The organism is Streptomyces sp. NPDC102462 (assembly GCF_044765425.1).
GTDB lineage: Bacteria > Actinomycetota > Actinomycetes > Streptomycetales > Streptomycetaceae > Streptomyces.
The window spans coordinates 155995-178256 of record NZ_JBIWKB010000012.1 but is presented as its reverse complement, the minus strand read 5'-3'; the positions used below and the strand labels follow the sequence as shown (position 1 = coordinate 178256).

The following is a 22262-nucleotide window of genomic DNA, read 5'->3' as shown; positions in this document are numbered from 1 at the left end:
ACGCGTCGTCGTCATCGACTGCACCGACACCGGCGCGTCCCCACCCACCGCCACCGAACCGACCTGGATCTGCCGGCTGCGCCGACGCTCGGCGAGCTTGGTCGGAACGGACGGCATGCCGAGAGAAATCGCAGTCATCTGCTGTGCAACCCCAAGTCGTGGATCAGGATCCGGTCCCGGAACGGCGGGCTCCAGGGTCCGAGATTACGCCACGGCCCCCGACGCCAGCACATCCCTCCGGGAAACCCGCCCGATGGAGCACCGCCCGGAACCCGAGGTCCCGGGCCGCCGCCAACAAGGCATGACCAGGAGGTTCTGACCGGGTTAACGGCGTCCGGCCCCGCTCGGACCCTCGGGAGCGCTTCGGTGTCGAGCCCGGTACGCCAGAAGGCCGCGCTCTTCACTCGGTGAGTTTCCCGAGTGAAGAGCGCGGCCCCGGCCTCGTGGCGGAAGCTGTCCGTCTGTCAGCTGATCTTGACCGGGTTGACGACGTCGGCGACGAGGACCAGGAGGGTGAAGCAGATGAACACTCCGGCCACCACGTAGGCCACCGGCATCAGTTTCGCCACGTCGAACGGGCCCGGGTCCGGGCGGCGCAGGACCTTGGCGAGGTTGCGGCGCAGGGCTTCCCACAGGGCGCCCGCGATATGTCCGCCGTCGAGCGGAAGCAGCGGGAGCATGTTGAACAGGAACAGGGAGAGGTTGAAGCCCGCGACCAGCATCAGGGCCATCGCGAGCTGCTGGGTGGGCGGGATGTCCAGGGTGAAGATCTCACCGCCGACGCGGGCCGCCCCGACCACGCCCATGGGCGAGTCGGGCTGGCGTGGTGCGCCGTCGAAGGCCGCGTTCCACAGGGCCGGGATCTTGCCGGGCAGACTCGCGATGGAGTGGGCGGCCTCGCCGATGCGGTCGCCCATCCAGGTCACGGAGTCGCCGAAGTCCTGCCGGACGATGCCGGTGGCGGCGCTGAAGCCGAGGAAGCCGGCGGTGACGTACTGGCCCTGGACGATCTGGCCGCTGGAGTCCTTCTTGGCGACCTGGTTGGTGGCGATCGTCGCGTGCAGGGTCAGTCGCTCGCCCTTGCGGTCGACGACGATCGGGACCTTCTTGCCGGGGGCGGCGCGGATGAGGTCGGAGAGCTGGTTCCAGCTCTCGGTCCTGACCCCGCCGAAGGAGACGATCTTGTCGCCCGCCTTCAGGCCCGCCGCGGCGGCCGGGGAGGCGGCGTCGCCCGACGCACAGGTGTCCCGGTTCTCGCTCTGCGCGATGACGCACTGCGAGACCGAGCTGACGGACGTCGTCTGCTGCGAGATGCCGAAGCCCATCAGGACGGTGAGGAACAGCACGACCGCCAGGACGAGGTTCATGAAGGGGCCCGCGAACATCACGATGACCCGCTTCCACGGCTTGCGCGTGTAGAAGAGACGGGTCTCGTCACCCGGTTTGAGTTCCTCGAAGGCGGCCGAGCGGGCGTCCTCGATCATGCCGCGCCACGGTGAGGTGGAGCGCGCGCTGATCCGGCCGTCCTCGCCGGGCGGGAACATGCCGATCATGCGGATGTAGCCGCCGAACGGGACGGCCTTGATCCCGTACTCGGTCTCGCCCTTGTGCCGGGACCAGAGGGTCGGACCGAAGCCGACCATGTACTGCGGGACGCGGATGCCGAACATCTTGGCGGTGGACAGGTGCCCCAGCTCGTGCCAGGCGATCGAGAACAGCAGGCCGACCACGAAGACGACTATGCCGAGGATCATCATCAAGGCTGTCATGCACGCGCCTCCGCGGTCGCCTTCTGTGCGGTCAGTTCGCGGGCCCGGGCCCGGGCCCAGGTCTCCGCTTCGAGGACGTCCGACACCGTGAGCGAGGTTCCCGTGCGGGGGGTGCCGTGCTCCTCGACCACCCGGGTGACGGTCTCCATGATCCCGTTGAAGGGCAGCGCGCCGCCACGGAACGCCTCGACGCACTCCTCGTTGGCCGCATTGAACACCGCCGGGGCGGTGCCCGCGAGCCGCCCCACGTGCCGGGCGAGGTTCACCGACGGGAACGCCTCGTTGTCGAGCGGGAAGAACTCCCAGGTCGAGGCGGTGCTCCAGTCGAAGGCGGGGGCGGCGTCCGGGACGCGTTCGGGCCAGCCGAGACCGATGGCGATGGGTCCGCGCATGTCGGGGGGCGTCGCCTGGGCGAGCGTGGAGCCGTCGGTGAACTCGACCATCGAGTGGACGTAGGACTGCGGGTGCACGACGACCTCGATGCGCTCGAAGGGGATGTCGTACAGCAGGTGCGCCTCGATGACCTCCAGGCCCTTGTTGACCAGGGTCGCGGAGTTGATCGTGATCACCGGGCCCATGGCCCAGGTGGGGTGGGCGAGGGCGTCGTCGACGGTGACGTCGGCGAGTTCGGCCCTGCTGCGGCCGCGGAACGGGCCGCCGGACGCCGTGACGACGAGTCTGCGCACGTCGGCGCGGGTGCCGGCGGCGAGCGCCTGGAAGAGCGCCGCGTGCTCGGAGTCGACGGGGATGATCTGCCCCGGCTTGGCGAGCGCCTTGACCAGGGGGCCGCCGACGATGAGCGATTCCTTGTTGGCGAGCGCGAGGGTGCGACCCGCCTCCAGGGCGGCGAGGGTCGGCGCGAGGCCGATGGAGCCGGTGATGCCGTTGAGGACGGTGTGGCAGTCGGAGGCGGCGACCTGGGTGGCCGCGTCGGGTCCGGCAAGGACCTCGGGGACCGGCTCGCCCGCGCCGTACTGCGCGGCAAGGGCCTCGCGCAGCGCCGGTACGGCCTCCTCGCGGGCCACCGCGACGGTCTTCACCCGGAGCCGGCGGGCCTGCTCGGCCAGGAGGGACACCCGGCCGCCGTTGGCGGACAGGGCGGTGACCCGGAAGCGGTCGGGGTTGCGCAGGACGAGGTCGATGGCCTGGGTGCCGATGGACCCGGTGGAGCCGAGGATCACCACGTCCTTCGGCCCGTCTCCCGCGAGGGGGTCGTGGACGAGGTGCGGGTCGGCGAGGGGCGCCGGACTGGCGGGGCTGTCGGTCATCCCCCCATTGTTGCCGCAAGCGGCGCCCGGAAGGACAGCGCGTCCCTCGGGCGGGTGCCATGTCTGGGCTTGGTGGTGAAGGGACGGAAATCCTCCTTTGTGAAACAGCCGTGAAGATCATGTGATAACACTGCTGTTCTCAACGACTTCCCCGGGGGGATTTCCCATGCGTTTTCGCGCCACCCTGCCCGCGGCCCTCGCGGGCGCCGCGCTGCTCACCGGCACCCTGCTCAGCACCCCGGCCGAGGCGGCCGGGGGTGTGTCGATCCGCCATGTCTGGTTCGACAGCCCGGGCTCGGACAACGGGTCCAACACGAGCCTGAACGGCGAGTGGGTGCAGCTGAAGAACACCAGCCGTTCGGCGGTGTCCCTGAAGGGCTGGATCCTGAAGGACGCCGCCAACCACAAGTACGTCTTCCCGAACGTCCGGATCGGCGCGGGCAAGACCCTGAAGGTGCACACCGGCAAGGGCACGGACACCGCCTCGCACAAGTACCAGAACCGCCGCTGGTACGTGTGGAACAACACCAGCGACACCGCCACCCTCACCAAGGCGAGCGGCGCGAAGGTCGACTCCTGCTCCTGGACGAGGCGGGACCCGAGCGACAAGTGGTGCTGACCGGCACCCGCCGCGGGACGCCGGCCGTCACCTGACCGGCCGGGCCGTCACCCGGCCGGTCGGACCGTCACCCGGCCGGTCGGCCGCCCGGCCGTCACCTGATGGGCCGGTGCATGTTCTGCCGACGGCTCGGGCCGGGGGTCGCGTCCGCGATCCAGGGGCCGTCGCCCGACGGGTCGACGACCCCCTGCTCCAGCCACGCGTAGACGCCGCCGAGTACGCCCTTGACGACCTTGCGGTCGAGGCCGTCGGTGTTGGACCACAGCCGGCCGAACAGCTCGTCGACCCGGATGCGGGCCTGCCGGCAGAAGGCGTCGGCGAGCTGGTAGGCCTCGCGTCCGTGGTCGCCCTGGCTGCGCAGCAGTTCGGCCCGGACGCAGGCCGCGCTCATCGCGAACAGCTCCGCGCCGATGTCCACGACCCGGCCGAGGAAACCCTGCTTGGTCTCCATCCGGCCCTGCCAGCGGGACATGGCGTAGAAGGTGGAGCGGGCCAGCTTGCGGGCGTGCCGCTCGACGTAGCGCAGATGCCCGGAGAGGTCCACCTCGCGTTTGAACTCACCGTACGAGGAGGGCAGTTGCCCGGGTCCGGCGACCAGCCGGGGCAGCCACCTGGCGTAGAAGGCGCCGGCGTTCGCGCCCGCCCTCGCCTTGTCCGACAGGGTCTTGTCGGGGTCGATGAGGTCACCGGCGACCGCGAGGTGGGCGTCGACGGCCTCGCGCGCGATCAGCAGGTGCATGATCTCGGTGGAGCCCTCGAAGATCCGGTTGATGCGCAGGTCGCGCAGCAGTTGTTCGGCGGGGACCGCCCGTTCGCCGCGGGCCTTCAGCGAGGCGGCGGTCTCGAAGCCGCGGCCGCCGCGGATCTGGACCAGTTCATCGGCCATCCGCCAGGCCATCTCGGAGCCGTACAGCTTGGCGAGGGCGGCCTCGATGCGGATGTCGTTGCGGCTCTCGTCGGCCATCTGCGAGGACAGGTCGACGACGGCCTCCAGGGCGAACGTCGTGGCGGCGATGAAGCTGATCTTCGAGCCGACCGCCTCGTGCAGCGCGACCGGCTTGCCCCACTGCTCCCGGGCCGCGGACCACTCGCGGGCGATCTTCAGGCACCACTTGCCGGCGCCGACGCACATCGCGGGCAGCGACAGCCGGCCGGTGTTCAGGGTGGTCAGCGCGATCTTCAGGCCGGCGCCCTCCGGGCCGATCCGGTTGGCGGCCGGTACCCGCACCCGGTGGAAGCGGGTGACGCCGTTCTCGATGCCGCGCAGGCCCATGAAGGCGTTGCGGTTCTCGACGGTGATGCCCTCGGAGGACGCCTCGACCACGAAGGCCGTGATGCCGCCCTTGTGGCCCTCGGACTTCGGCACCCGGGCCATGACGACGAGGAGGTCGGCGACCACACCGTTGGTGGTCCACAGCTTCACCCCGTCCAGGATGTAGTCCTCCCCGTCCGGCACGGCGGAGGTGGCAAGGCGCGCGGGGTCGGAGCCGACGTCCGGCTCGGTCAGCAGGAACGCCGAGATGTCGGTGCGGGCGCAGCGCGGCAGGAAGGTGTCCTTCTGCTCCTGGGTGCCGAAGAGCTTCAGCGGCTGCGGTACGCCGATGGACTGGTGGGCGGAGAGCAGGGCGCCGATCGCCGGACTGGCCGAGCCGACCAGGGCGAGGGCCTTGTTGTAGTAGACCTGGGTGAGGCCGAGGCCGCCGTACTTGGTGTCGATCTTCATGCCGAGGGCGCCGAGTTCCTTGAGGCCGTCGACGACCTCGTCGGGTATCTGCGCCTCGCGCTCGACACGGGCCGGGTCGATCTTCGTCTCGCAGAAGTCGCGGAGCTTGGCGAGGAATTCCTCGCCGCGCTGTGCGTCGTCGTCGGCCGGGTGGGGGTGGGGGTGGACCAGGTCGAGGCGGAAGCGGCCGAGGAACAGTTCCTTGGCGAAGCTGGGCTTGCGCCAGTCCTGTTCCCGGGCGGCCTCCGCGACCTGCCGGGCCTCGCGCTCGGTGACCGTGGGTTTGCTGGTGGTTGCGGACATGAGGCTCACCTCGCCGCGAATAGGGATGTTGAGGACCGTTCGTTACCGACCAGTGCTACTGGATCGTTGGTACCCGAAACGGGCCGCGTCCACCAGTCCTCACGCAGTCTTCGTGCGGTCCTCGGGCGCCCGGCGGGGCGGGAGGCTCGGGGCCCGGCCCCGGGGCGCGGGCCCGGTTTCCCGGTGGTGCATCGTTACGCCGTCCGGGGGACGGCGGCCGGCACCGGCCCGCTCTCAATCTCCAGGGAAAAGGCGTCGAAGCGCTTCGACGGCAGCGCGGCATATGGACACCCCGCACTTGCTGGGGCTAAGGTCGACACACCCTCACTCACCCACTGTCGGACATGCGCATTGTCGAAGCGCTTCACACGTTGGAGAGCCGGATGGTCACCCTCGCCGAGGTCGCCCAGCACGCCGGAGTCTCGGCGAGCACGGTGAGCTATGTCCTCAGCGGCAAGCGGTCCATCTCCGCCACCACCCGGCAGCGGGTCGAGGAGAGCATCAGGGAACTCGGCTACCACCCGAACGCGGGCGCCCGTGCCCTGGCCAGCAGCCGGTCCAACATCATCGCGCTGATGGTTCCGCTGCGCACCGACATGTACGTACCGGTGATGATGGAGATCGCCATCGCGGTGGCCACCACGGCCCGCACCCACGGGTACGACGTCCTGCTGCTCACCGGCGAGGAGGGCCCGGACGCGGTGCGCCGGGTCACCGGCAGCGGGCTCGCCGACGCGATGATCCTGATGGACGTGGAGCTGGAGGACGAGCGGCTGCCGCTGCTGCGCGGCACGGACCAGCCGTCGGTGCTGATCGGGCTGCCCGCCGACACCGGCGGTCTGACCTGTGTCGACCTCGACTTCGGGGCGACGGGCGCGCTGTGCGTCGAGCACCTGGCGCGGCTCGGACACCGTGACATCGCTGTCATCGGCGAGGCGCCCGCCGTCTACGAGCGGCACACCGGCTTCGCCGAGCGCACCCTCGACGGGCTGCGCTCCCGCGCCCGGGAGCTGGGACTGCGGGTGCTGCACCGACCGTGCGAGGGCGGATACGACGCGATGGCCCTCACCCTCGCCCGGATCTTCGACGAACGCCCGGGCACCACCGGGTTCGTCGTGCAGAACGAGGCGGCCGTCGAGCCGCTGCTCGCCCTGCTGCGGCAGCAGGGCCGGGCCGTACCCGAGGACGTGTCGGTCGTCGCCATCTGCCCGGACCAGGTAGCCGTCCAGGCCTCGGTGCGGCTGACGTCGGTCGCCATCCCCGCGCAGGACATGGGCCGGTACGCGGTGGAACACCTGGTCGCCAAGCTGGACGGCCGCGGGAGCGACGACGTCGTGCTGATCGCGCCGGAGCTGACGGTGCGGGCGAGCACGGGCCCGGCGCCCGCCGCGCCCTGACCCACCGCGTATCCGCTTGCGGGCGGCCGGTGGACCGACGCGTGGACCGGCGTGGCTGCCGATCTCCGAGTGAGCACGGGACGGCGGACGGGCCGGCCCCCGGTGCGGGGGGCCGGCCCGTCGTGGCGGGCGGTGCCCGGTCAGCCGCCGCTGACCGTCAGGCTGTTGGTCGTGAAGTCCAGACCGCCGGAGGAACTGGTGATCTCGTAGCCGAACTGCACGTCACCGATGGTGACATTGCCGAACCAGCCCTTGGTGTCCTTGATCCATTTGAGGATCGGCAGGATGTCGACGGTGCCGGAGCTGGAGTTGGAGCCGCGCACGAACGAGAAGACGTCGTTCGAGCCGTTGTTGCCCTTGTAGACGGACCAGGTGGAGCCGCCGAGGGTGAGGCTGCCCTGCGAGGTGCCGAGCGGGCCGACGGCGCCGGTCTTGTTCACCCAGAGCATGACCTCGTACCTGTAGCCGGTGTCCCAGATGTCGTACGACGTGTTGTACGCGCCAAAGGACGGGACGGTCACGTTGTAGCTGCTGGTGAGGGAGGTCAGCGAGGTGATCGGCTTGTTGATGACCTTCTTGGCGTTGGGGTAGGACTTGATGCCGCCGGTGTTGGGGTGGTCGGCCCAGACGCCCCAGTTGGTGCCGGAGTTGGCCCAGACGCACTGGCTGCCGGCGCCGGAGCCCCAGATGTTGTTGTAGAGGGTGTAGCCGTTCAGCGTGGTGTTGCCCCACTGGTCGCAGGAGTTCCAGACCGCGGCGGAGGCGGGGGCCGAGGCGAGGCCGACGGTGGCGCCGAGCGCCAGGGCGGGGGCGAGCAGGGCCTTGGCGACCCTGCCGAGGGTGCGTGTTGCCATGGTGTCCCTTCCATGGGTGGGGGGAATTGCAGCGGTCACCGCGCCCCCGGGGTGAGGACGCGATCCTCTCCGGCGCCGACGCCGCACGGCCGCGCGCCGGAGGAAGTCCGCGGATCGATGCGTACGGTGGGCTGGGTCGCGGCCCGGGGCGGATGCCGGCCGAGGTCGACGGTGGCCCCGAACCGGGGCGGGTGCCGGGCGGGACGGCCGGGTGTGCTCGCCGTCGTTCGGGCGGACCGGGGTGTGGGGGGCGAGGATGACCCGGCCTCGGGCGGGGGCCGTGCGCGTGGGCGTCGTGGTGGTGCGGGTCGGTTCGGGGCCGGTGGCGCGCGTCATGGCGCCAGCACCGCCGTGCCGTGCCGGGACAGGGCGAGGGCGCCGTCGACTCTCTCTCCGGTGAGCAGGTCGCGGTGGGTGCCGGGCAGGCGCACGGTGACCGGTTCGCGGCCGTGGTTGAGCAGGAACAGCAGGTCGCCGCGGCGGACCGCCTCAACCCGTGCGGGCAGCCCGTCCAGTACGGGACGCGCCCCCGCCTCGGCGGCCACGCGGGCGAGCAGAGCGCGCAGCGCCTCGGGTTCGGGCAGCGTGGAGACGTACCAGGCGCGCCCCCTGCGCAGCACGGCGGGCAGCCCGTCGAGTTCGCCGCCCCGGTACGGCACGGTCTCCTCGGCGCCGTCGCCGGCCTCGATCTCCTCGGACCAGAGCGTGCCGCGAAAGCCCTCGCAGGCGACGGTCCTGCCGGGCTCCAGCGGCCACCACTCGTGCAGGGTGCGGATGCCGAACAGCTCGCGCAGCCGGGCGTCCATGCCGCCGGGCCGCACCCGGTCGTCCTCGTCGGCGATCCCGGTGAGGAAGCCGCACACCAGGGGGCCGCCGCCGCGGACGTACCGGAGGAGGTTCTCGACGGCCGTGTCGGTGAGGAGGTAGAGCTGGGGTACGACGACGAGCCGGTAGCCGGACAGGTCGTGCTCGGGGTGGGCGAAGTCGGTGGTGAGGTGGGACTCCCACAGGGCGCGGTGCCAGGCGTGCAGAACGGCGGCGTGGTCGACCTCGGTGGAGGGCCGGGCCTCCTGGGCGCTCGCCCACCAGGCGTGCCAGTCGTGCAGGATCGCGATGTCGGCGGCGATGCGGGTGCCGGCCACCGCGCCGCCGATCCGGGCGAGGTCGGCGCCGAGCCGTTTGACCTCCTGGTGGGTGCGGCTCTGCGGGCCCGCGTGGGGGACCATCGCGGAGTGGAACTTCTCCGCGCCCTGCCGGGACTGGCGCCACTGGAAGTAGCAGACGGCGTCGGCGCCGCGGGCCACGGCCTGCAGGGACCAGAGCCGGTTGAGTCCGGGCGGCTTCGGGTGGTTGACGCCGCGCCAGTTGACCGGTCCTGCCGCCTGTTCCATCAGCATCCAGGGCCCGCGGGCCTGGGAGCGGGTCAGGTCCTGGACGAGGGCGGCGTGCTGGGCGCCGAGCGGGTCCTGCGGGTCGGGATAGAGGTCGACGGAGACGACGTCCTCCTCCCCGGCCCAGCGCCAGCCGTCCTGGCCGATCCACAGCGGCATGAAGTTGGTGGTGACCGGGATGTGCGGGGTGTGCCGGGCGACGATGTCGCGTTCGGCGGTGTAGCACTCCAGGAGCATGTCGGAGGTGAAGCGGCGGAAGTCCAGCACCTGGGTGGGGTTCTTCAGGTAGTGGACGTGGCGGGGTGGCAGGATGCCGTCCCAGCTGTCGTAGCGCTGGCTCCAGAAGGCCGTGCCCCAGGCGGTGTTGAGCGCGTCGAGGGTGCCGTACCGGGCGCGCAGCCAGCGGCGGAAGGCGGCGGCTGCCTCGTCGCCGTGGTCGAAGGTGCAGTACTCGTTGTTGATGTGCCACATGGTCAGGGCGGGGTGCTCGGCGTAGCGGGCGGCCAGGTCCTCGGTGATCGCGGCGGCGTAGCGCCGGTAGGTGGCGCTGGAGTGGGAGAAGTGCTGACGGCCGCCCCACCATTCGGTGCGGCCGTCGGCGTCCCGGGGCAGGGTGTCGGGGTGCAGACGGCCCATCCAGGGCGGCGGCGCGGCGGTGGGCGTGGCCAGGACGACGTCGATGCCGGACCGGTGCAGCAGGTCCATGACCCGGTCGAGCCAGCCGAACTCCCGGGCGCCGGGACGGGGTTCGAGTGCGGACCAGGAGAAGACGCCGAGGGTCACGGTGGTGACGCCGGCGTCCCGCATCAGCCGCACGTCCTCGTGCCAGGTCTCCTCGGGCCACTGCTCGGGGTTGTAGTCGCCGCCGTAGAGGATCCGGCCGCGGGTGGCGTCGGCGAGCACGGGTGGTGTGCGTCCCGCCGTCACGCCGGTTCCCCGTGCGGGTCACGGCGGCGTCCGCCACGCCGGCTCGAATGGGACGCGCTCATGACACAAACCTCGCTCTGTGGACGGGGGCGGCGGGCTGCCCGCGGGGTCGGCACACCTTCATCCCTTCACGGCGCCGGTGAGCATGCCCTTCTTGAAGTGCCTCTGGACGAAGGGCGACAGGACGGCCACCGGCAGCAGGGCCATGACCATGACGGCCATCTGGATGGCGAGCGGCGACAGCTGCCCCGTGTTGATCTGCGCGGACAGCCCCACCGGGCGCTGCTGTTTCTGCACCAGCTGGATCATGACGTTCTGCAGCGGCATCATGTCCTGGTCGGTCAGGTAGATCGACGCGTTGAACCAGGCGCTCCAGTAACCGACCGCGTAGAACAGGGTGATCACGGCGAGCACCGCGCGGGACAGCGGCAGCACGATCCGCCACAGGATGCGCCAGTCGCCCGCGCCGTCGATGCGGGCGCTGTCGATGAGTTCGGGCGAGATGCCCATGAAGAAGCCGCGCAGCACGAGGATGTTGAAGACGCTGACGGCGCTGGGCAGGATCAGCGCCAGATAGGTGTCGGTCAGGCCGAGTGCCTGCACCAGCAGATAGGTGGGGATCAGGCCCGCGCCGAAGAACATCGTGGCGAGCAGCGTCAGCAGGATCCAGCGGTGGCCCAGCGAGCCGCGGCGGGACAGGCCGTAGGCGCACAGCACCGACACGGCCATGCTGAACAGGGTGCCGACGACGGTGACCCCGATGCTGACCAGCGCGGCCCGCTGCACCTGGCCGCCGCTGAGCAGTTCCCGGTAGGCGACGAGGGTGAGGCCCTTGGGGATCACCACCAGGCCGCCCGTGGCGTCGATGGTCTTCTTCGGGGACAGGCTGGTCACCACGACGATCCACAGCGGGAAGAGGATCGCGAAGCAGGCGAGGCCGAGCACCAGGCCCTTGCCGGCCAGGCCGGCCCTGCGCGGCGTCTCCTCCCAGACGGGCCGGGGCGGCGCGGACCAGCGGCTCGGCCTGCGCGGCTGGCGCTCCCCCGCCGCCACGGGGCGGTCGGCTACTGCGGTCATTTCCGGTACACCCCCTGCTCGCCCATGAGGTGGGCGACCTTGTTCGCCACGAGGACGAGGGTCAGTCCGACGACGCCCTTGATCAGGCCCGCCGCGGCGGCATAGCTGAAGTCCTGGTTGCGGATGCCGTTCCACCACACGTAGGTGTCCAGCACCTCGGCGGCGTCGGGTCCCACCGCCTGCCGCTGGAGCAGAAGCTGCTCGAAGCCGACGGTGAGGGCGTCGCCCACCCGCAGCACCAGGAGCAGGGCGATCACCGGGCGCAGCGCGGGCAGGGTGATGTGCCACATGCGGCGCCAGCGGCCGGCCCCGTCCATGGCGGCGGCCTCGTACAGGTCGGGGGAGACGGAGGCGAGCGCGGCGAGGAAGACGATGATGCCCCAGCCGGCGTCCTTCCAGACCATCTGGGCCGTCACCAGGTACTTGAAGATCCCGGGGTCGGTCATGATGTCGAAGCCGGTGTGCCCGTGTTCGCGCAGGGTCTGCGCGATGATGCCGGCGCCGCCGAAGACCTGCTGGAAGACGGTGACGACGAGCACCCACGAGAAGAAGTGCGGCAGGTACATGATCGCCTGGGCGACGGCCCTGACCCGGGGCCTGACCACGCTGTTGATGAGCAGCGCCAGCAGGATCGGGACCGGGAAGAACAGCACCAGCTGGAGGAAGAACAGGACGAACGTGTTCTGCACGGCGTGCCAGAACGCGGAGTCCTCGAAGACCCGCTGGAACTGTTCGAAGCCGATCCAGGGGCTCTGGAAGACGGCGACGAAACCGTTGTCGCTCAGATACGGGTCGTAGTCCTGGAAGGCGACCACGTTGCCGAGGATCGGTACGTAGTTGAAGACGAGGAGCAGCAGGAGGGCGGGCAACGTCATCAGGATCAGCGTCCGGTCCCGCCGGAACCTGATCCCGAGGCCCAGCTTCCCGCCGCGCCGGCGCGGCTCGCGTCCGGCGCCGCCTGGCGCCTGCGGTGTCTTCCCCGTCGTCTTGGCCTCGGCCCTGCTGCGAGGCACCGTGCTGTGCGACACGGCCGTTCTCCCTGCCTCAGCCCTGTATGCCCCGGGTCACCGCGCCGAGCCGGCGTCGTCGAGCAGCTTGCGGTACCAGTCGCGCAGGTCGTCGCCGCCCCGCTTCTTCCAGTCGGACACCGCCTGCTGCACGTCGCCGATCTTCTTGCGGCCGCGCACCACGTCGTCCTCCAGCTGTTCGAAATCGTCGGCGAGGTTGGACCAGCGGGTGGGCTCGGTGATGGTCAGGCCGTAGAAGGACGACTTCTTGGTGAACGCGCCCATGCGCTGCTGCCACTCGACCATCCCCTTGGTGACCTCGGGGAAGTCGGGGTGCGCGACGAAGGGCGCCGGGTCGCCGGTGTAGTCGAAGGCGCCCAGCACCTCGTTGACGCCCTTGGTGGTCTTGGTGGGTACGCCGTCCTTCAGGGTGAAGTCGGTGCTCTGCAGGCCGTAGTTGGTGAGCAGCCACTCCTTGGTGCCGTACGGCGCGGCGCAGAAGTTCGCGATCGCCAGCAGGTCCTCGATCTGCCGCTTGGACGCCTTCTTGCTGACGAAGGTGAAGATGTTCGCGGGCTGTACGGCCCACAGCAGCGGGTCGCCGCCGTCGTGGGTGAAGATGTCCATCGCGGCGGTCTCGAAGTCCGGGTTCTGGGCGCGCTGTTCGGAGGTCTTGCCGAACCAGTCGGACAGGTCCTGGTTGTAGACGAGGACCTTGCCCGCGGTGAACCGGGAACCGGCGTCGGAGGCGGTCTTGCCGGCCCGGGCGTCGGGGTGGACCACGCCCGCCGCGAACAGCTTGCGCGCCCACTCGACGGCCTCCAGGTACTCCTCGGTCTCCACCCGGTTGACCAGCTTGCCGCCCCGCAGGTTCCACCACAGCGCCTTGTCGCTGCCGTTGAGGACACCGAAGGCGTTGAACGCGGTCCACTTCATGTCGTCGCAGGCCCACACGCCGCCCTTGGCGTCGGTGGCCTCCTTCGCCCAGGCCAGGAACTCGTCGGTGCTCTTCGGGAGTTGGTAGCCCTTCTGGTCGAAGATGTCCTTGCGGTAGAAGGGCGCGATGTTGGTGACGTAGGAGGCGGGCATCGGGATGGCGCGCAACTGGCCGCCGAAGATGGCGCGCTGCCAGGCGTCGGTCGGCACCGCGGCGAGATTGGGGTAGTCCTTGACCTTGTCGCCGGACAGATGGGGGCCGAGGTCGGCGAACTTGGCGTTGACGGCGCTCGGTATCCGGCCGTTCAGGTTCCAGCCGGGGACGACCACCACGTCCGGGATGTCGCTGGAGGCGAGCACGGCGCCCAGCTTCTCGTCGTAGGTGTTGCCGTCCTGGTTCTGCCAGCCGACCTGCACGCCGATGGCGTCGTTCATGGCCCGGTAGTAGGGGTTGTCCCCGGACGGCGGGGTGCCCCACAGCGGGGCCATGACCGTCAGCCGGCCGCCGCTGCCGAGCTTCTTCGGCACCGATGTCTTCAACTCGTCCATCGCGATGGCCTTGGTGAAGCCGGCCGCCGAACCGTTCTTCGCCGGGATATCCGGGGCCACGACGCTCGACGCCACATACGCCGGCAGCAGCTTCTGCGCCGCCTTCCCGGAGGTGGTGCCCTCCTTGCGGCCCTCCTGGCCGCCGCCGCATGCGGTGAGCAGCGGCGTGCCGCCCGCCACCGCGGTGGCGACGACCGCCGTGGAGGCGAGGAAGGTTCTCCGGCTGGGCGCGGAGGCGGGGGCCTGCGCGGCGACCACCCGGTGTACTGGCGCACCGCCCCGGTGCTCAAGCACTGGCTCGCGCACAACAACGAGACCAGCCGGGACGTCACCTCCTCGTCGGTCCGCCCGCGCGTGCTGCGCGAGTACGACCTGCGCGCCTTCGAGGACGCCGTGCGGGCCGGTGCGGTGGCCGGCGTGATGCCCGCCTACAACCTGGTCAACGGCCGCCCCAACCACGTCTCCCCGTATCTGCGCGAGCATCTGCGCACCTGGACCGGACAGGACCTGCTGGTCTGCTCGGACGCCGGCGCACCCTCCAACCTGGTCGACTCCGGGCACTACTTCGACACTCACGAGGAGGCCACCGCCGCCGCCCTGCGGGCCGGCGTCGACAGCTTCACCGACCACGGCACCGACGGCTCGCAGATCACCGCCCGGCTCCACAAGGCCCTGGCGCAGGGCCTGTTGACCGAGTCGGACATCGACACGGCCGTGCGCCGCCAGCTCTCGGTGCGCTTTGGGCTCGGCGAGTTCGACCCGGCCGACGACCCGCACGCGGACACCGGCGCCTTCGACACCCCGGAGCACCGCTCGCTCGCGCGGGAGGCGGCCGAGCAGGCGGTGGTGCTGCTGAAGAACGACGGTGTGCTGCCGCTCGCCCACGACACCCGGATCGCGGTGGTCGGCCTGCTCGCCGACGAGTGCAAGCTCGACTGGTACAGCGGCACCCTCCTGCACCGGTCCACACCGCTGGAGGGCCTGTACGAGCGGTTCGGCGCCGAGCGGGTGGAGTTCACGGAGGGCGTGGACCGGGTGCGGCTGCGCACCCGCGCCGGGACCTTCCTGCGGGTGCCGCCCGCCGCCGACGCGCCCGACGAGGTACGCGGCGCCGAGGGCGCGCTCGACCCGGCGCTGCTCGCCGGCCGCACCGACCTGCCCCCGCTCACCACCGGTGCCACCGGCACCGAACTCGCGCTGATCGACTGGGGCGGGGGCGTGCTGACGCTGCGCGCCCCGGACGGCCGCTACCTCTCGGTCGCCGACGACGGCTTCGTGCGGGCCTCGGCGGACCAGCCGGGCGGCTGGGTCGTCCAGGAGACGTTCCGTCTTGAACCCCACGCCGGCGGTCACCTCCTGCGGCACATCGGAACCGGTCGTCATGTCCGGGTCGCCGCCGACGGGGTGAAGGTTGCCCCCGCCGGCGAAACGGCGGCTCCCGAGGTCTTCGAGCTGATCACCGACGAGCGCGGCGAGGACGCCGTCGCCCGGGTGGCCGACGCGGCCGACGTGGTCCTGGTGGTCGCGGGCAACGACCCGCACATCGGCGGCCGGGAGACCGAGGACCGTACGACGCTGGCCCTGCCCGCCCAGCAGGAGCGGCTGCTGCGCGCCGCCCGCGCGGCCAACCCGAACACGGTGCTGGTCCTGGTCTCCGCCTACCCGTACGCCGTGCCCGTCGCCGGGCTGCCCGCCGCGCTGTGGACCGCGCACGGCGGGCAGGCCGCGGGCACCGCGCTGGCCCGGGTGCTGGCCGGTGACGTCTCCCCCGCGGGCCGCCTGCCGCAGACCTGGTACGCGTCCGACGCCGACCTGCCCGATCTGCTCGACTACGACGTGATCGGCGCCCGCCAGACCTACCTCTACTTCGAGGGCACCCCGCTCTTCCCGTTCGGCCACGGCCTGTCGTACGCGTCCTTCTCCTACGCCGGCCTGTCGGCGGGCGCGGCGGACGACTCGGTGCGGGTCTCCTTCACGGTCACCAACACCGGTGACATCACCGCGGACGAGGTCGCCCAGCTGTACACGCGCGCCCTTGACCCGTCGGCCGTCCGCCCGCGCCGCGAACTGCTGGCGCACCGCCGGGTGACGCTCGCCCCCGGACAGCGGGCGGAGCTGGCCTTCGACGTCCCGCTGTCCGCCTTCGCGTTCTGGGACGTGGCGCGGGACGGCTGGCGCCGCGAGCCGGGCCCCTACGAGCTGCTGGCCGGCGCCTCCAGCGAGGACATCCGGCTGCGCCGCACCCTCGCCCTCGACGGCGAGCCCGCCCGGCCCCGCGCGGTGCTCGACCGGGGCCTGGACGCGGCGGGATTCGACGAGCAGTCCGGTGCCGCGCTGGTGGACCGCACCAAGGAGTCCGGCGACGCGGTGACCCCGGTCGACGGCGGGAGCGCCGAACTCCTCTACCGCGACTGCGACTTCGGCGCGGGTGCCCGGGAGGTGACCGTGCAGGTGTCCGGACGGGGCGAGGTCGAACTGCTCGCCGGCGGGGACTCGGCGCCGGTCACGCTGACCCTCGGCGCGCCCGGCACCGGCCCGTACGCCTACACGTCGCTGCGCGCGCGGATCGCCGTCGCGGGCGTGCGCGACGTCCGGCTCAGGCTGCGCGGCCCGTTGCGGCTCGCGCACGTCGGCTTCTCCGGCTGAGGGTCAAAAGCGACCGGCACGGAGAAGGGGCCCGGCACCGGAAGGCATCGGTGCCGGGCCCCTTCGGGGATGACGAGCGCGCGTCACGCACGACTGTACATGGAAACGGTTCTCATTAGCCAGTGACCGAGAGTCAGAGCGCGAGGCCGGTGAGGACCAGAACCCGCTCGTAGGTGTAGTCGTCCATCGCGAACTTCACGCCCTCGCGGCCGACGCCCGACTGCTTGGCGCCGCCGTAGGGCATCTGGTCGGCACGGTAGGAGGGGACGTCACCGATCACTACGCCGCCGACCTCCAGCGCGCGGTGGGCCCGGAAGGCGGCCTGCACGTCATGGGTGAACACACCCGCCTGGAGGCCGTACTTGGAGTCGTTGGCCGCCGCGAAGGCCGCGGCCTCCCCGTCCGCCTTCTGCACGGTGAGGACCGGGCCGAAGACCTCCTCGCAGGCGATCGTCACATCGGCCGGCACCTCGGTCAGGACGGTCGGCGCGTACGATGCGCCGTCCCGCTTGCCGCCGGTCAGCAGCCGCGCGCCCGCCGTGACCGCCTCGTCGACCCACGCCTCCACGCGCCGGGCCGCGTCCTCGCTGACCAGTGGGCCGACGTCGGTCTTCTCGTCCGACGGGTCGCCGGTGACCTGGGCCTCGACGGCGGCGACGATGCGCGGCAGCAGCCGGTCGTACACCGCGGCGTCCGCGATCACCCGCTGCACGGAGATGCAGGACTGGCCGCCCTGGTAGTTGGAGAAGGTCGCGATGCGCTGCGCGGCCCAGTCGAGGTCGGCGTCGCTCGCGTAGTCGGCGAGGACCACCGCCGCGCCGTTGCCGCCCAGCTCCAGCGTGCAGTGCTTGCGCGGCACCGAGTCCATGATCGCGTAGCCGACCTTCTCGGAACCGGTGAAGGAGATGACCGGCAGCCGCTCGTCCTGGACCAGGGCGGGCATCCGGTCGTTGGGGACCGGGAGGATGCTCCAGGCACCCGCGGGCAGCTCGGTCTCGGCCAGCAGCTCGCCGATGACCAGGCCGGACAGCGGGGTCGCCGGGGCGGGCTTGAGGATGATCGGGACGCCGGCGGCGATCGCCGGGGCGATCTTGTGGGCGCACAGGTTCAGCGGGAAGTTGAACGGCGCGATACCGAGCACGACGCCCTTCGGGAAGCGCCGGGTGAGCGCCAGCCGGCCCTGGCCGCCGGCGTCGGTGTCGAGCCGCTGGGCCTCGCCGCCGTTGAACCGGCGCGCCTCCTCGGCGGCGAACCGGAACACGGAGACGGCCCGGCCGACCTCGCCGCGCGCCCACTTGAGCGGCTTGCCGTTCTCGGCGGAGATCAGCCGCGCTATCTCCTCGGTCCGCTCCACCAGGCGCCTGCTGACGTGGTCGAGGGCGGCGGCCCGGACGTGGGCCGGGGTGGCGGCGAACTCGTCCCGCACGGCGTACGCGGCGGCCACGGCCTCCTCGACCTGGGCGTCCGTCGGCAGGCCGACCCTGCCGACGAGCCGGCCGTCCCACGGGGAGGTGACGTCGAAGGTGTCCTCGCCGGTGACCTGGCGGCCGGCGAGCCAGAAGGCGTGGGTGGAAGTCATCGTGAGAGTCCCGGCCCTTCCGCGTTGGGGGTGTTCCTTGCTTTCGTGCTCCACCGTAGGCCGAGGCCGCTCCACGGTCGCTTGTCCGACCCGTAGCAGTACGGACACGGGTTTCTACGCTTTGTCGTAACGTCCCCTGAAACCGGGTCACCCGAGCCGCCGGGGGCCGACGTCACTCCTGGGACGTTGTCTTCAGGGAGAGCCACAGGTCCATTCGGGTGTCCGGGTCGTCCAGGGAGCGGCCCAGGATCTCCTCGACCCGCCGCATCCGGTAGCGCAGCGTGTGCCGGTGCACGCCCAGGTCGGCCGCCGCCGCGTCCCACTGCCCGTGCCGCGACAGCCACGCCCGCAGCGAGGCCACCAGATCGCCGCGGCCGGTCGCGTCGTGCTCGTACAGCGGTCGCAGCAGCCCGTCCGCGAACGCCCGCACCGCATCGTCCGCGAGCAGCGGCAGCACGGACCCCGAGGCCATCTGGTCGTGCTCCACCAGCACCCGGCCGCGCCGCCGCGCCACCGACAGCGCCTGCTCGGCCTGCTTGTAGGCGGCCGCGGCCGCGATCGGCCCGGCAGGCGCCGACAGGCCCACGACCAGTTCGTCCTCCTCCGCGGCCGTCGGCTCGGGCGCGGCACGGGCCGCCTCCAGTGCCATCGCGTACCGCATGCCGGCCGCCGCGGCGGCGCCCCCGTCGGCGGCGAGCACCACAAGGCGCTCCCCCTCGGGCACCACCAGCACGGCCTCACCGGAGCGCGCCGCTGCGGACTCCACGGACTCCACGAGCCCGGCCAGCCGGTCGCCGCCCGCGTCCAGGGCGGCGAGCGCGGCGACCGAGTCCGGCTTGGTCAGGGGCACCCGCGCGTGCCCGTCGGCGTGCGCCCGCGCGGCCGTGCCGGAGGCCGACTCGGCGACGATCAGCCGGAACGGCGCGTCGAGGAGCCCGCCGTACAGGTCGCCGGCGACGGCCCGGGCGTGGTCCGGCTGCCCGGCGAGCAGCATGCGCAGCACGGCCGCGCCGATCCGCTCTTCCGCCGCGTGCAGCGAGCGGGAGCGCTCCGTGGTGAGGGTGAGCAGGGCGATGGCGGAGTGCACCGCGTACCGTTCGGCGGTGCCGAGGGGAGCGGCGGTGCCCACGGCGAGGGCACCCCGCGGGCGCCGTCCGGTGCCGAGCGTGTGCAGTTCGACCCGGTCCTCGTTGTCCGGGCCGCCGGCCACCGACGAGGCGGGCGCGGGCCGGTCCCGCAGCCGCTCCACGTCCGCGGTGAGCCGGGCGGCCCGCCGCCCCGCCCACTCCGGGGCGGTGGCGACCACCGCGCCCGAGGCGTCGTACAGCGCGGCCCAGCCGTCGACCTGTGCGGCGAGCGCGGTGAGCAGCCCCTCGGGGCCGGCGTTCAGGGCCTGCCGGGTCAGTTCCCGCTGGGCGGCGAAGCCGGCGGTCACCGACCGGTACTGGTCGGCGGCGATCGCGGCGGACACCGCCTTGCTGATCGCGAGGAACGGGGTGCGGCGCGGCACCTCGAGCAGCGGCAGCCCCTCCTGTGCGGCAGCGTCGACGAGGGCCGTGGGGATCTCCTCGTAGTTGACGCCGACGGCGAAGCCGAGCCCGACGACCCCGGCGCCCGCCAGCCGCCGCACATACCGGCGCATCGCCTCGGGATCCTCCGCGTCCAGCTTCAGCGCGGTGATCAGCAGCAGTTCCCCGCCCTCCATGTACGGAACGGGGTCCGCCAGCTCGCTCACGTGCGCCCAGCGGACGGGCACGTCGAGGCGGTCCTCGCCCGCGCGCACGGTGAGTTTGAGCGCGGAGTGGTGGACGAGCGAGGCGAGCGTCGGGGGCATGGGACCTTCAGGTCGAGTGGCAGTCGGGTGGCATCGGCGATCATGCGGAGATCGGGTGATCATTTTGACCTTTTGGCCGCCGCGTATGAACAGCCTATGCCGATTCTGACTGACCGTACGGTCGGCCTTGATCCGATGGACGAATCGGCCGATCGTCCCCGTCGCTTCTCAGCCGCGGAGGTCGACCAGCAGCGGCGGGGCGTGCTCGCCCCGGACCGTCGTCAGGGACAGCACCGCGTGCCCCGGCGGCAGCGCGTGCGCCAGCTCCGAGGCGGACCAGCGCTCCCGCTCGACCTGCCGGACGGTGACGGCCCGCGCGGTCGGCGCCTTGCCGGTGATCACCCGGCGCACCATGTGCAGGGCCTTGCCCGCCGGGGTCTCGGCGATGATCTGCCGGTCGGTCACGTCCCGTGCCTCGGTCCACTCCTTGCCCCACACCTCGGCGAAGCCCTGCCCGTCCCACGGCGTCAGCCCGGACAGCGCCATCCGGCAGCCCACCGACCCGAGCAGCGGACCGCGCAGCGGCCTGGGCACGTCGTCCAGGGTGCGCAGGGTGAGCACGGCCCCGGCGTTGCCCGACCGCAGCCGCTGGATGCCGCGCACCGCCTCGGGGGTCACCACGCCGGTGGCGTCGTCCAGGACCAGGCAGGCGAACAGCGACCGGTCCTCCCGTACCGCGACGCTCGCCGTGAACTGGGCGAGCACCAGCCGGGCCAGGATCCGCGAGGCGTCCGCGTGCCCGCGCTCGGGCAGGTCGATGCGGACCCGTACGGGATGGTCGAGGGCCTTGAGCGAGAAAGGCCGGGAACGGCCCGAGGTGTCGAAGAACCCGGCGAAGGCGGGCCGGTCGAGCAGCGCGATCCGGTCGGCGAGCACCGCGCCCACGTCACCGGGGTGTCCCAGCTGCCGCTCCCGTGCGTCGAGTTCGCGCAGCAGCGACTCCTGCCCGGTCTCCTGCACCGCCTTGCGCAGCGCGGCCAGCGGCCCCGGGGTGCCGTCGAGCAGCCGGCGCAGCTCCGGTACGGAGGGGAAGCGGCCGTGGACCGCCCGGAACGGGCCGAGCAGCTGGGCGAGGACGGTGGTGGAGCGGCGGCTGTCGCTCCCGGGGTGCGGGTCGGCGAGGTCGCCGACCAGGGCCTCGGCGAGGATGGCCGCGGCCTCGTCCGGGTCGGTGGTGCCGCCGTACAGGTCCAGGTCGTAGACCGAGTCGGGGTGGGCGATCCGTACGACGACGTCGTAGGCGTCGGCGGGGCCGAGTCCGGCGCCCGCCGCACCCACCACCACGACGCAGGCGCGGCCGGCGAGCGCGTGCAGGCACAGCGACTCGGCGAGCGGACGCACGATGCCGCCGGTCTTGCCGGCACCGGCCGGGCCCACGGCCAGCAGCGAGGTGCCCAGCAGTTCGGGGCCGAGGGCGAGGCCGCTGCCGCGGTACTGGTAAGGGTTGCGCGGATCGTCGGCGGTCGTACCGAGCCGCACCTGCCCGGTGACCAGGTCGTGCCGCGCCTGCCGCCCCGGCAGGTCGCGCGCGCCGGACGGGTGCGGGCAGGCGGCGGCGCCGTGCTTGACCACGGCGGCCGAGAAGGCGGCCAGGCTGTGCCGGCCGCTGTGCACGCCCTGCCAGGCGCGGGCGATCCGGGCCAGGTCGACGTCCCGCATCAGCCCGGCCCTGGCCTCCGCGCCCAGCCGCTCGGCGGCGTCCACCGCTCCTGCGGCCCGCAGCTGGGGCCACTGCGCGGGGTCCTCCTCGGGCGCGGGCGGGCGCTCGGCGACCGGGACGGCCCTGCTCCAGGCGGGCGGGCCGAAGCGGCGCCAGACCTCGCCCCAGCGGCCGAGCCTGCCCACGACGAGCATGATGGCGACGGCGATCAGGGTGTAGTAGCCGTACCAGAGAATCGCGTTCCCGACGCGGTTGTCGCTGTGCCGCCAGGAGCCCGGCGTGAACAGTTCGAGCGGCAGCACCCACCAGCCGCCGAGGTAGCCGTTCCACAGCAGCGACCAGACGAGCCAGCCCACCAGGAACGCGATCAGCGCCCCGCTCAGCAGCTGGCGTGCCGGGGTCTGCTCGGGCTCCTGGGCGGGGCGCGGCCGGTGCCCGAAGCGCCAGACGCCGGGTGCCGCGTCGGGGCGTGGCGCGCGCAGCCAGGACAGGAAAGCCGAGCCGTCCGGCAGCGGCGGCACCCCCGGCGGCAGGGCGGGGCGCGGGGGCAGCGCGGGGCCCTCCCGCGGCACCGGGGAGCCGGCCTGCGGCGCCGGGGAGCCGTCCTGTGGCACCGCCGGACGCGGCACGGGGTTCGCGTGTGTGCCCCGCGCGTCCTGCGTCCCGTCGCTGTCCATCGCCCTTGCCCCCTGACCAGCCGTTCCGATCACCATCAGCGAGTCA

The 22262-nt window shown here is 72.2% G+C and carries 14 protein-coding genes and 1 pseudogene; 3 read left to right on the top strand and 12 right to left on the bottom strand.

Going from position 1 to position 22262, the window contains the following annotated elements; translation table 11 throughout:
* The 3 genes and pseudogenes from ACIRFL_RS13875 to dxr all read right to left on the bottom strand — a co-directional run.
* Positions 1 to 138 (bottom strand): annotated as a pseudogene (locus ACIRFL_RS13875) (4-hydroxy-3-methylbut-2-en-1-yl diphosphate synthase); the annotation flags it as partial.
* A 326-nt stretch (positions 139 to 464) separates the two neighbouring features.
* Positions 465 to 1757 (bottom strand): M50 family metallopeptidase, encoded by a 1293-nt coding sequence (locus tag ACIRFL_RS13870; protein WP_404027653.1) that lies wholly within the window; start codon positions 1755 to 1757, stop codon positions 465 to 467.
* Between the two features lie 8 nt (positions 1758 to 1765).
* Complete coding sequence (gene dxr / locus ACIRFL_RS13865; RefSeq protein ID WP_404027635.1) at positions 1766 to 3037, bottom strand: 1-deoxy-D-xylulose-5-phosphate reductoisomerase; 1272 nt, start codon at positions 3035 to 3037, stop codon at positions 1766 to 1768.
* 166 nt (positions 3038 to 3203) lie between these two features.
* Between dxr and ACIRFL_RS13860 the strand changes: the two genes are divergently transcribed.
* Positions 3204 to 3656, top strand: a complete 453-nt coding sequence (locus ACIRFL_RS13860) for a lamin tail domain-containing protein (RefSeq protein WP_404027632.1) — start codon at positions 3204 to 3206, stop codon at positions 3654 to 3656.
* Between the two features lie 94 nt (positions 3657 to 3750).
* Here the strand turns inward: ACIRFL_RS13860 and ACIRFL_RS13855 are convergent, their stop codons facing one another.
* Positions 3751 to 5682, bottom strand: a complete 1932-nt coding sequence (locus ACIRFL_RS13855; RefSeq protein ID WP_404027629.1) for an acyl-CoA dehydrogenase family protein — start codon at positions 5680 to 5682, stop codon at positions 3751 to 3753.
* A 383-nt stretch (positions 5683 to 6065) separates the two neighbouring features.
* On the opposite strand from ACIRFL_RS13855, the gene ACIRFL_RS13850 reads away from it, so the two are divergent.
* Positions 6066 to 7079: a LacI family DNA-binding transcriptional regulator gene (locus tag ACIRFL_RS13850; RefSeq protein WP_404027651.1), complete on the top strand. Its 1014-nt coding sequence runs from the start codon at positions 6066 to 6068 to the stop codon at positions 7077 to 7079.
* Between the two features lie 140 nt (positions 7080 to 7219).
* Here the strand turns inward: ACIRFL_RS13850 and ACIRFL_RS13845 are convergent, their stop codons facing one another.
* From ACIRFL_RS13845 to ACIRFL_RS13825, 5 genes are all read right to left on the bottom strand, one after another.
* Positions 7220 to 7933: a hypothetical protein gene (locus tag ACIRFL_RS13845; protein ID WP_404027627.1), complete on the bottom strand. Its 714-nt coding sequence runs from the start codon at positions 7931 to 7933 to the stop codon at positions 7220 to 7222.
* 332 nt (positions 7934 to 8265) lie between these two features.
* On the bottom strand, positions 8266 to 10251 hold the full coding sequence (locus tag ACIRFL_RS13840) for a beta-galactosidase (RefSeq protein ID WP_404027625.1): 1986 nt from the start codon (positions 10249 to 10251) through the stop codon (positions 8266 to 8268).
* A 120-nt stretch (positions 10252 to 10371) separates the two neighbouring features.
* Complete coding sequence (locus ACIRFL_RS13835) at positions 10372 to 11328, bottom strand: carbohydrate ABC transporter permease (RefSeq protein WP_404027622.1); 957 nt, start codon at positions 11326 to 11328, stop codon at positions 10372 to 10374.
* Complete coding sequence (locus ACIRFL_RS13830) at positions 11325 to 12356, bottom strand: ABC transporter permease (protein WP_404027619.1); 1032 nt, start codon at positions 12354 to 12356, stop codon at positions 11325 to 11327. The genes ACIRFL_RS13835 and ACIRFL_RS13830 overlap by 4 nt, the downstream gene beginning before the upstream one ends.
* 36 nt (positions 12357 to 12392) lie before the next feature.
* Positions 12393 to 14078, bottom strand: coding sequence for a Tat pathway signal sequence domain protein (locus tag ACIRFL_RS13825; protein ID WP_404027617.1), 1686 nt, complete (start codon positions 14076 to 14078; stop codon positions 12393 to 12395).
* Between the two features lie 3 nt (positions 14079 to 14081).
* Between ACIRFL_RS13825 and ACIRFL_RS13820 the strand changes: the two genes are divergently transcribed.
* Complete coding sequence (locus ACIRFL_RS13820) at positions 14082 to 16466, top strand: glycoside hydrolase family 3 C-terminal domain-containing protein (RefSeq protein ID WP_404027614.1); 2385 nt, start codon at positions 14082 to 14084, stop codon at positions 16464 to 16466.
* Between the two features lie 133 nt (positions 16467 to 16599).
* Here the strand turns inward: ACIRFL_RS13820 and ACIRFL_RS13815 are convergent, their stop codons facing one another.
* The 3 genes from ACIRFL_RS13815 to ACIRFL_RS13805 form a co-directional block, all read right to left on the bottom strand.
* The gene (locus tag ACIRFL_RS13815) at positions 16600 to 18045 is read right to left on the bottom strand and encodes an aldehyde dehydrogenase family protein (RefSeq protein WP_404027611.1); all 1446 of its coding nucleotides are present in this window, start codon (positions 18043 to 18045) and stop codon (positions 16600 to 16602) included.
* 172 nt (positions 18046 to 18217) lie between these two features.
* Positions 18218 to 19879 (bottom strand): PucR family transcriptional regulator, encoded by a 1662-nt coding sequence (locus ACIRFL_RS13810; RefSeq protein ID WP_404027608.1) that lies wholly within the window; start codon positions 19877 to 19879, stop codon positions 18218 to 18220.
* Positions 19880 to 20047: 168 nt separating this feature from the next.
* Positions 20048 to 22216, bottom strand: a complete 2169-nt coding sequence (locus ACIRFL_RS13805; RefSeq protein WP_404027606.1) for an ATP-binding protein — start codon at positions 22214 to 22216, stop codon at positions 20048 to 20050.
* Between the last annotated feature and the right edge of the window lie 46 nt (positions 22217 to 22262).

What these genes read in the sequence shown, in the direction of transcription:
- ACIRFL_RS13870 (WP_404027653.1), bottom strand. Translation starts at nt 1,757, where the DNA reads ATGATGATCCTCGGCATAGTCGTCTTCGTGGTCGGCCTGCTGTTCTCG.
- dxr (WP_404027635.1), bottom strand. Translation starts at nt 3,037, where the DNA reads ATGACCGACAGCCCCGCCAGTCCGGCGCCCCTCGCCGACCCGCACCTC.
- ACIRFL_RS13860 (WP_404027632.1), top strand. Translation starts at nt 3,204, where the DNA reads ATGCGTTTTCGCGCCACCCTGCCCGCGGCCCTCGCGGGCGCCGCGCTG.
- ACIRFL_RS13855 (WP_404027629.1), bottom strand. Translation starts at nt 5,682, where the DNA reads ATGTCCGCAACCACCAGCAAACCCACGGTCACCGAGCGCGAGGCCCGG.
- ACIRFL_RS13850 (WP_404027651.1), top strand. Translation starts at nt 6,066, where the DNA reads ATGGTCACCCTCGCCGAGGTCGCCCAGCACGCCGGAGTCTCGGCGAGC.
- ACIRFL_RS13845 (WP_404027627.1), bottom strand. Translation starts at nt 7,933, where the DNA reads ATGGCAACACGCACCCTCGGCAGGGTCGCCAAGGCCCTGCTCGCCCCC.
- ACIRFL_RS13835 (WP_404027622.1), bottom strand. Translation starts at nt 11,328, where the DNA reads ATGACCGCAGTAGCCGACCGCCCCGTGGCGGCGGGGGAGCGCCAGCCG.
- ACIRFL_RS13815 (WP_404027611.1), bottom strand. Translation starts at nt 18,045, where the DNA reads ATGACTTCCACCCACGCCTTCTGGCTCGCCGGCCGCCAGGTCACCGGC.
- ACIRFL_RS13810 (WP_404027608.1), bottom strand. Translation starts at nt 19,879, where the DNA reads ATGCCCCCGACGCTCGCCTCGCTCGTCCACCACTCCGCGCTCAAACTC.
- ACIRFL_RS13805 (WP_404027606.1), bottom strand. Translation starts at nt 22,216, where the DNA reads ATGGACAGCGACGGGACGCAGGACGCGCGGGGCACACACGCGAACCCC.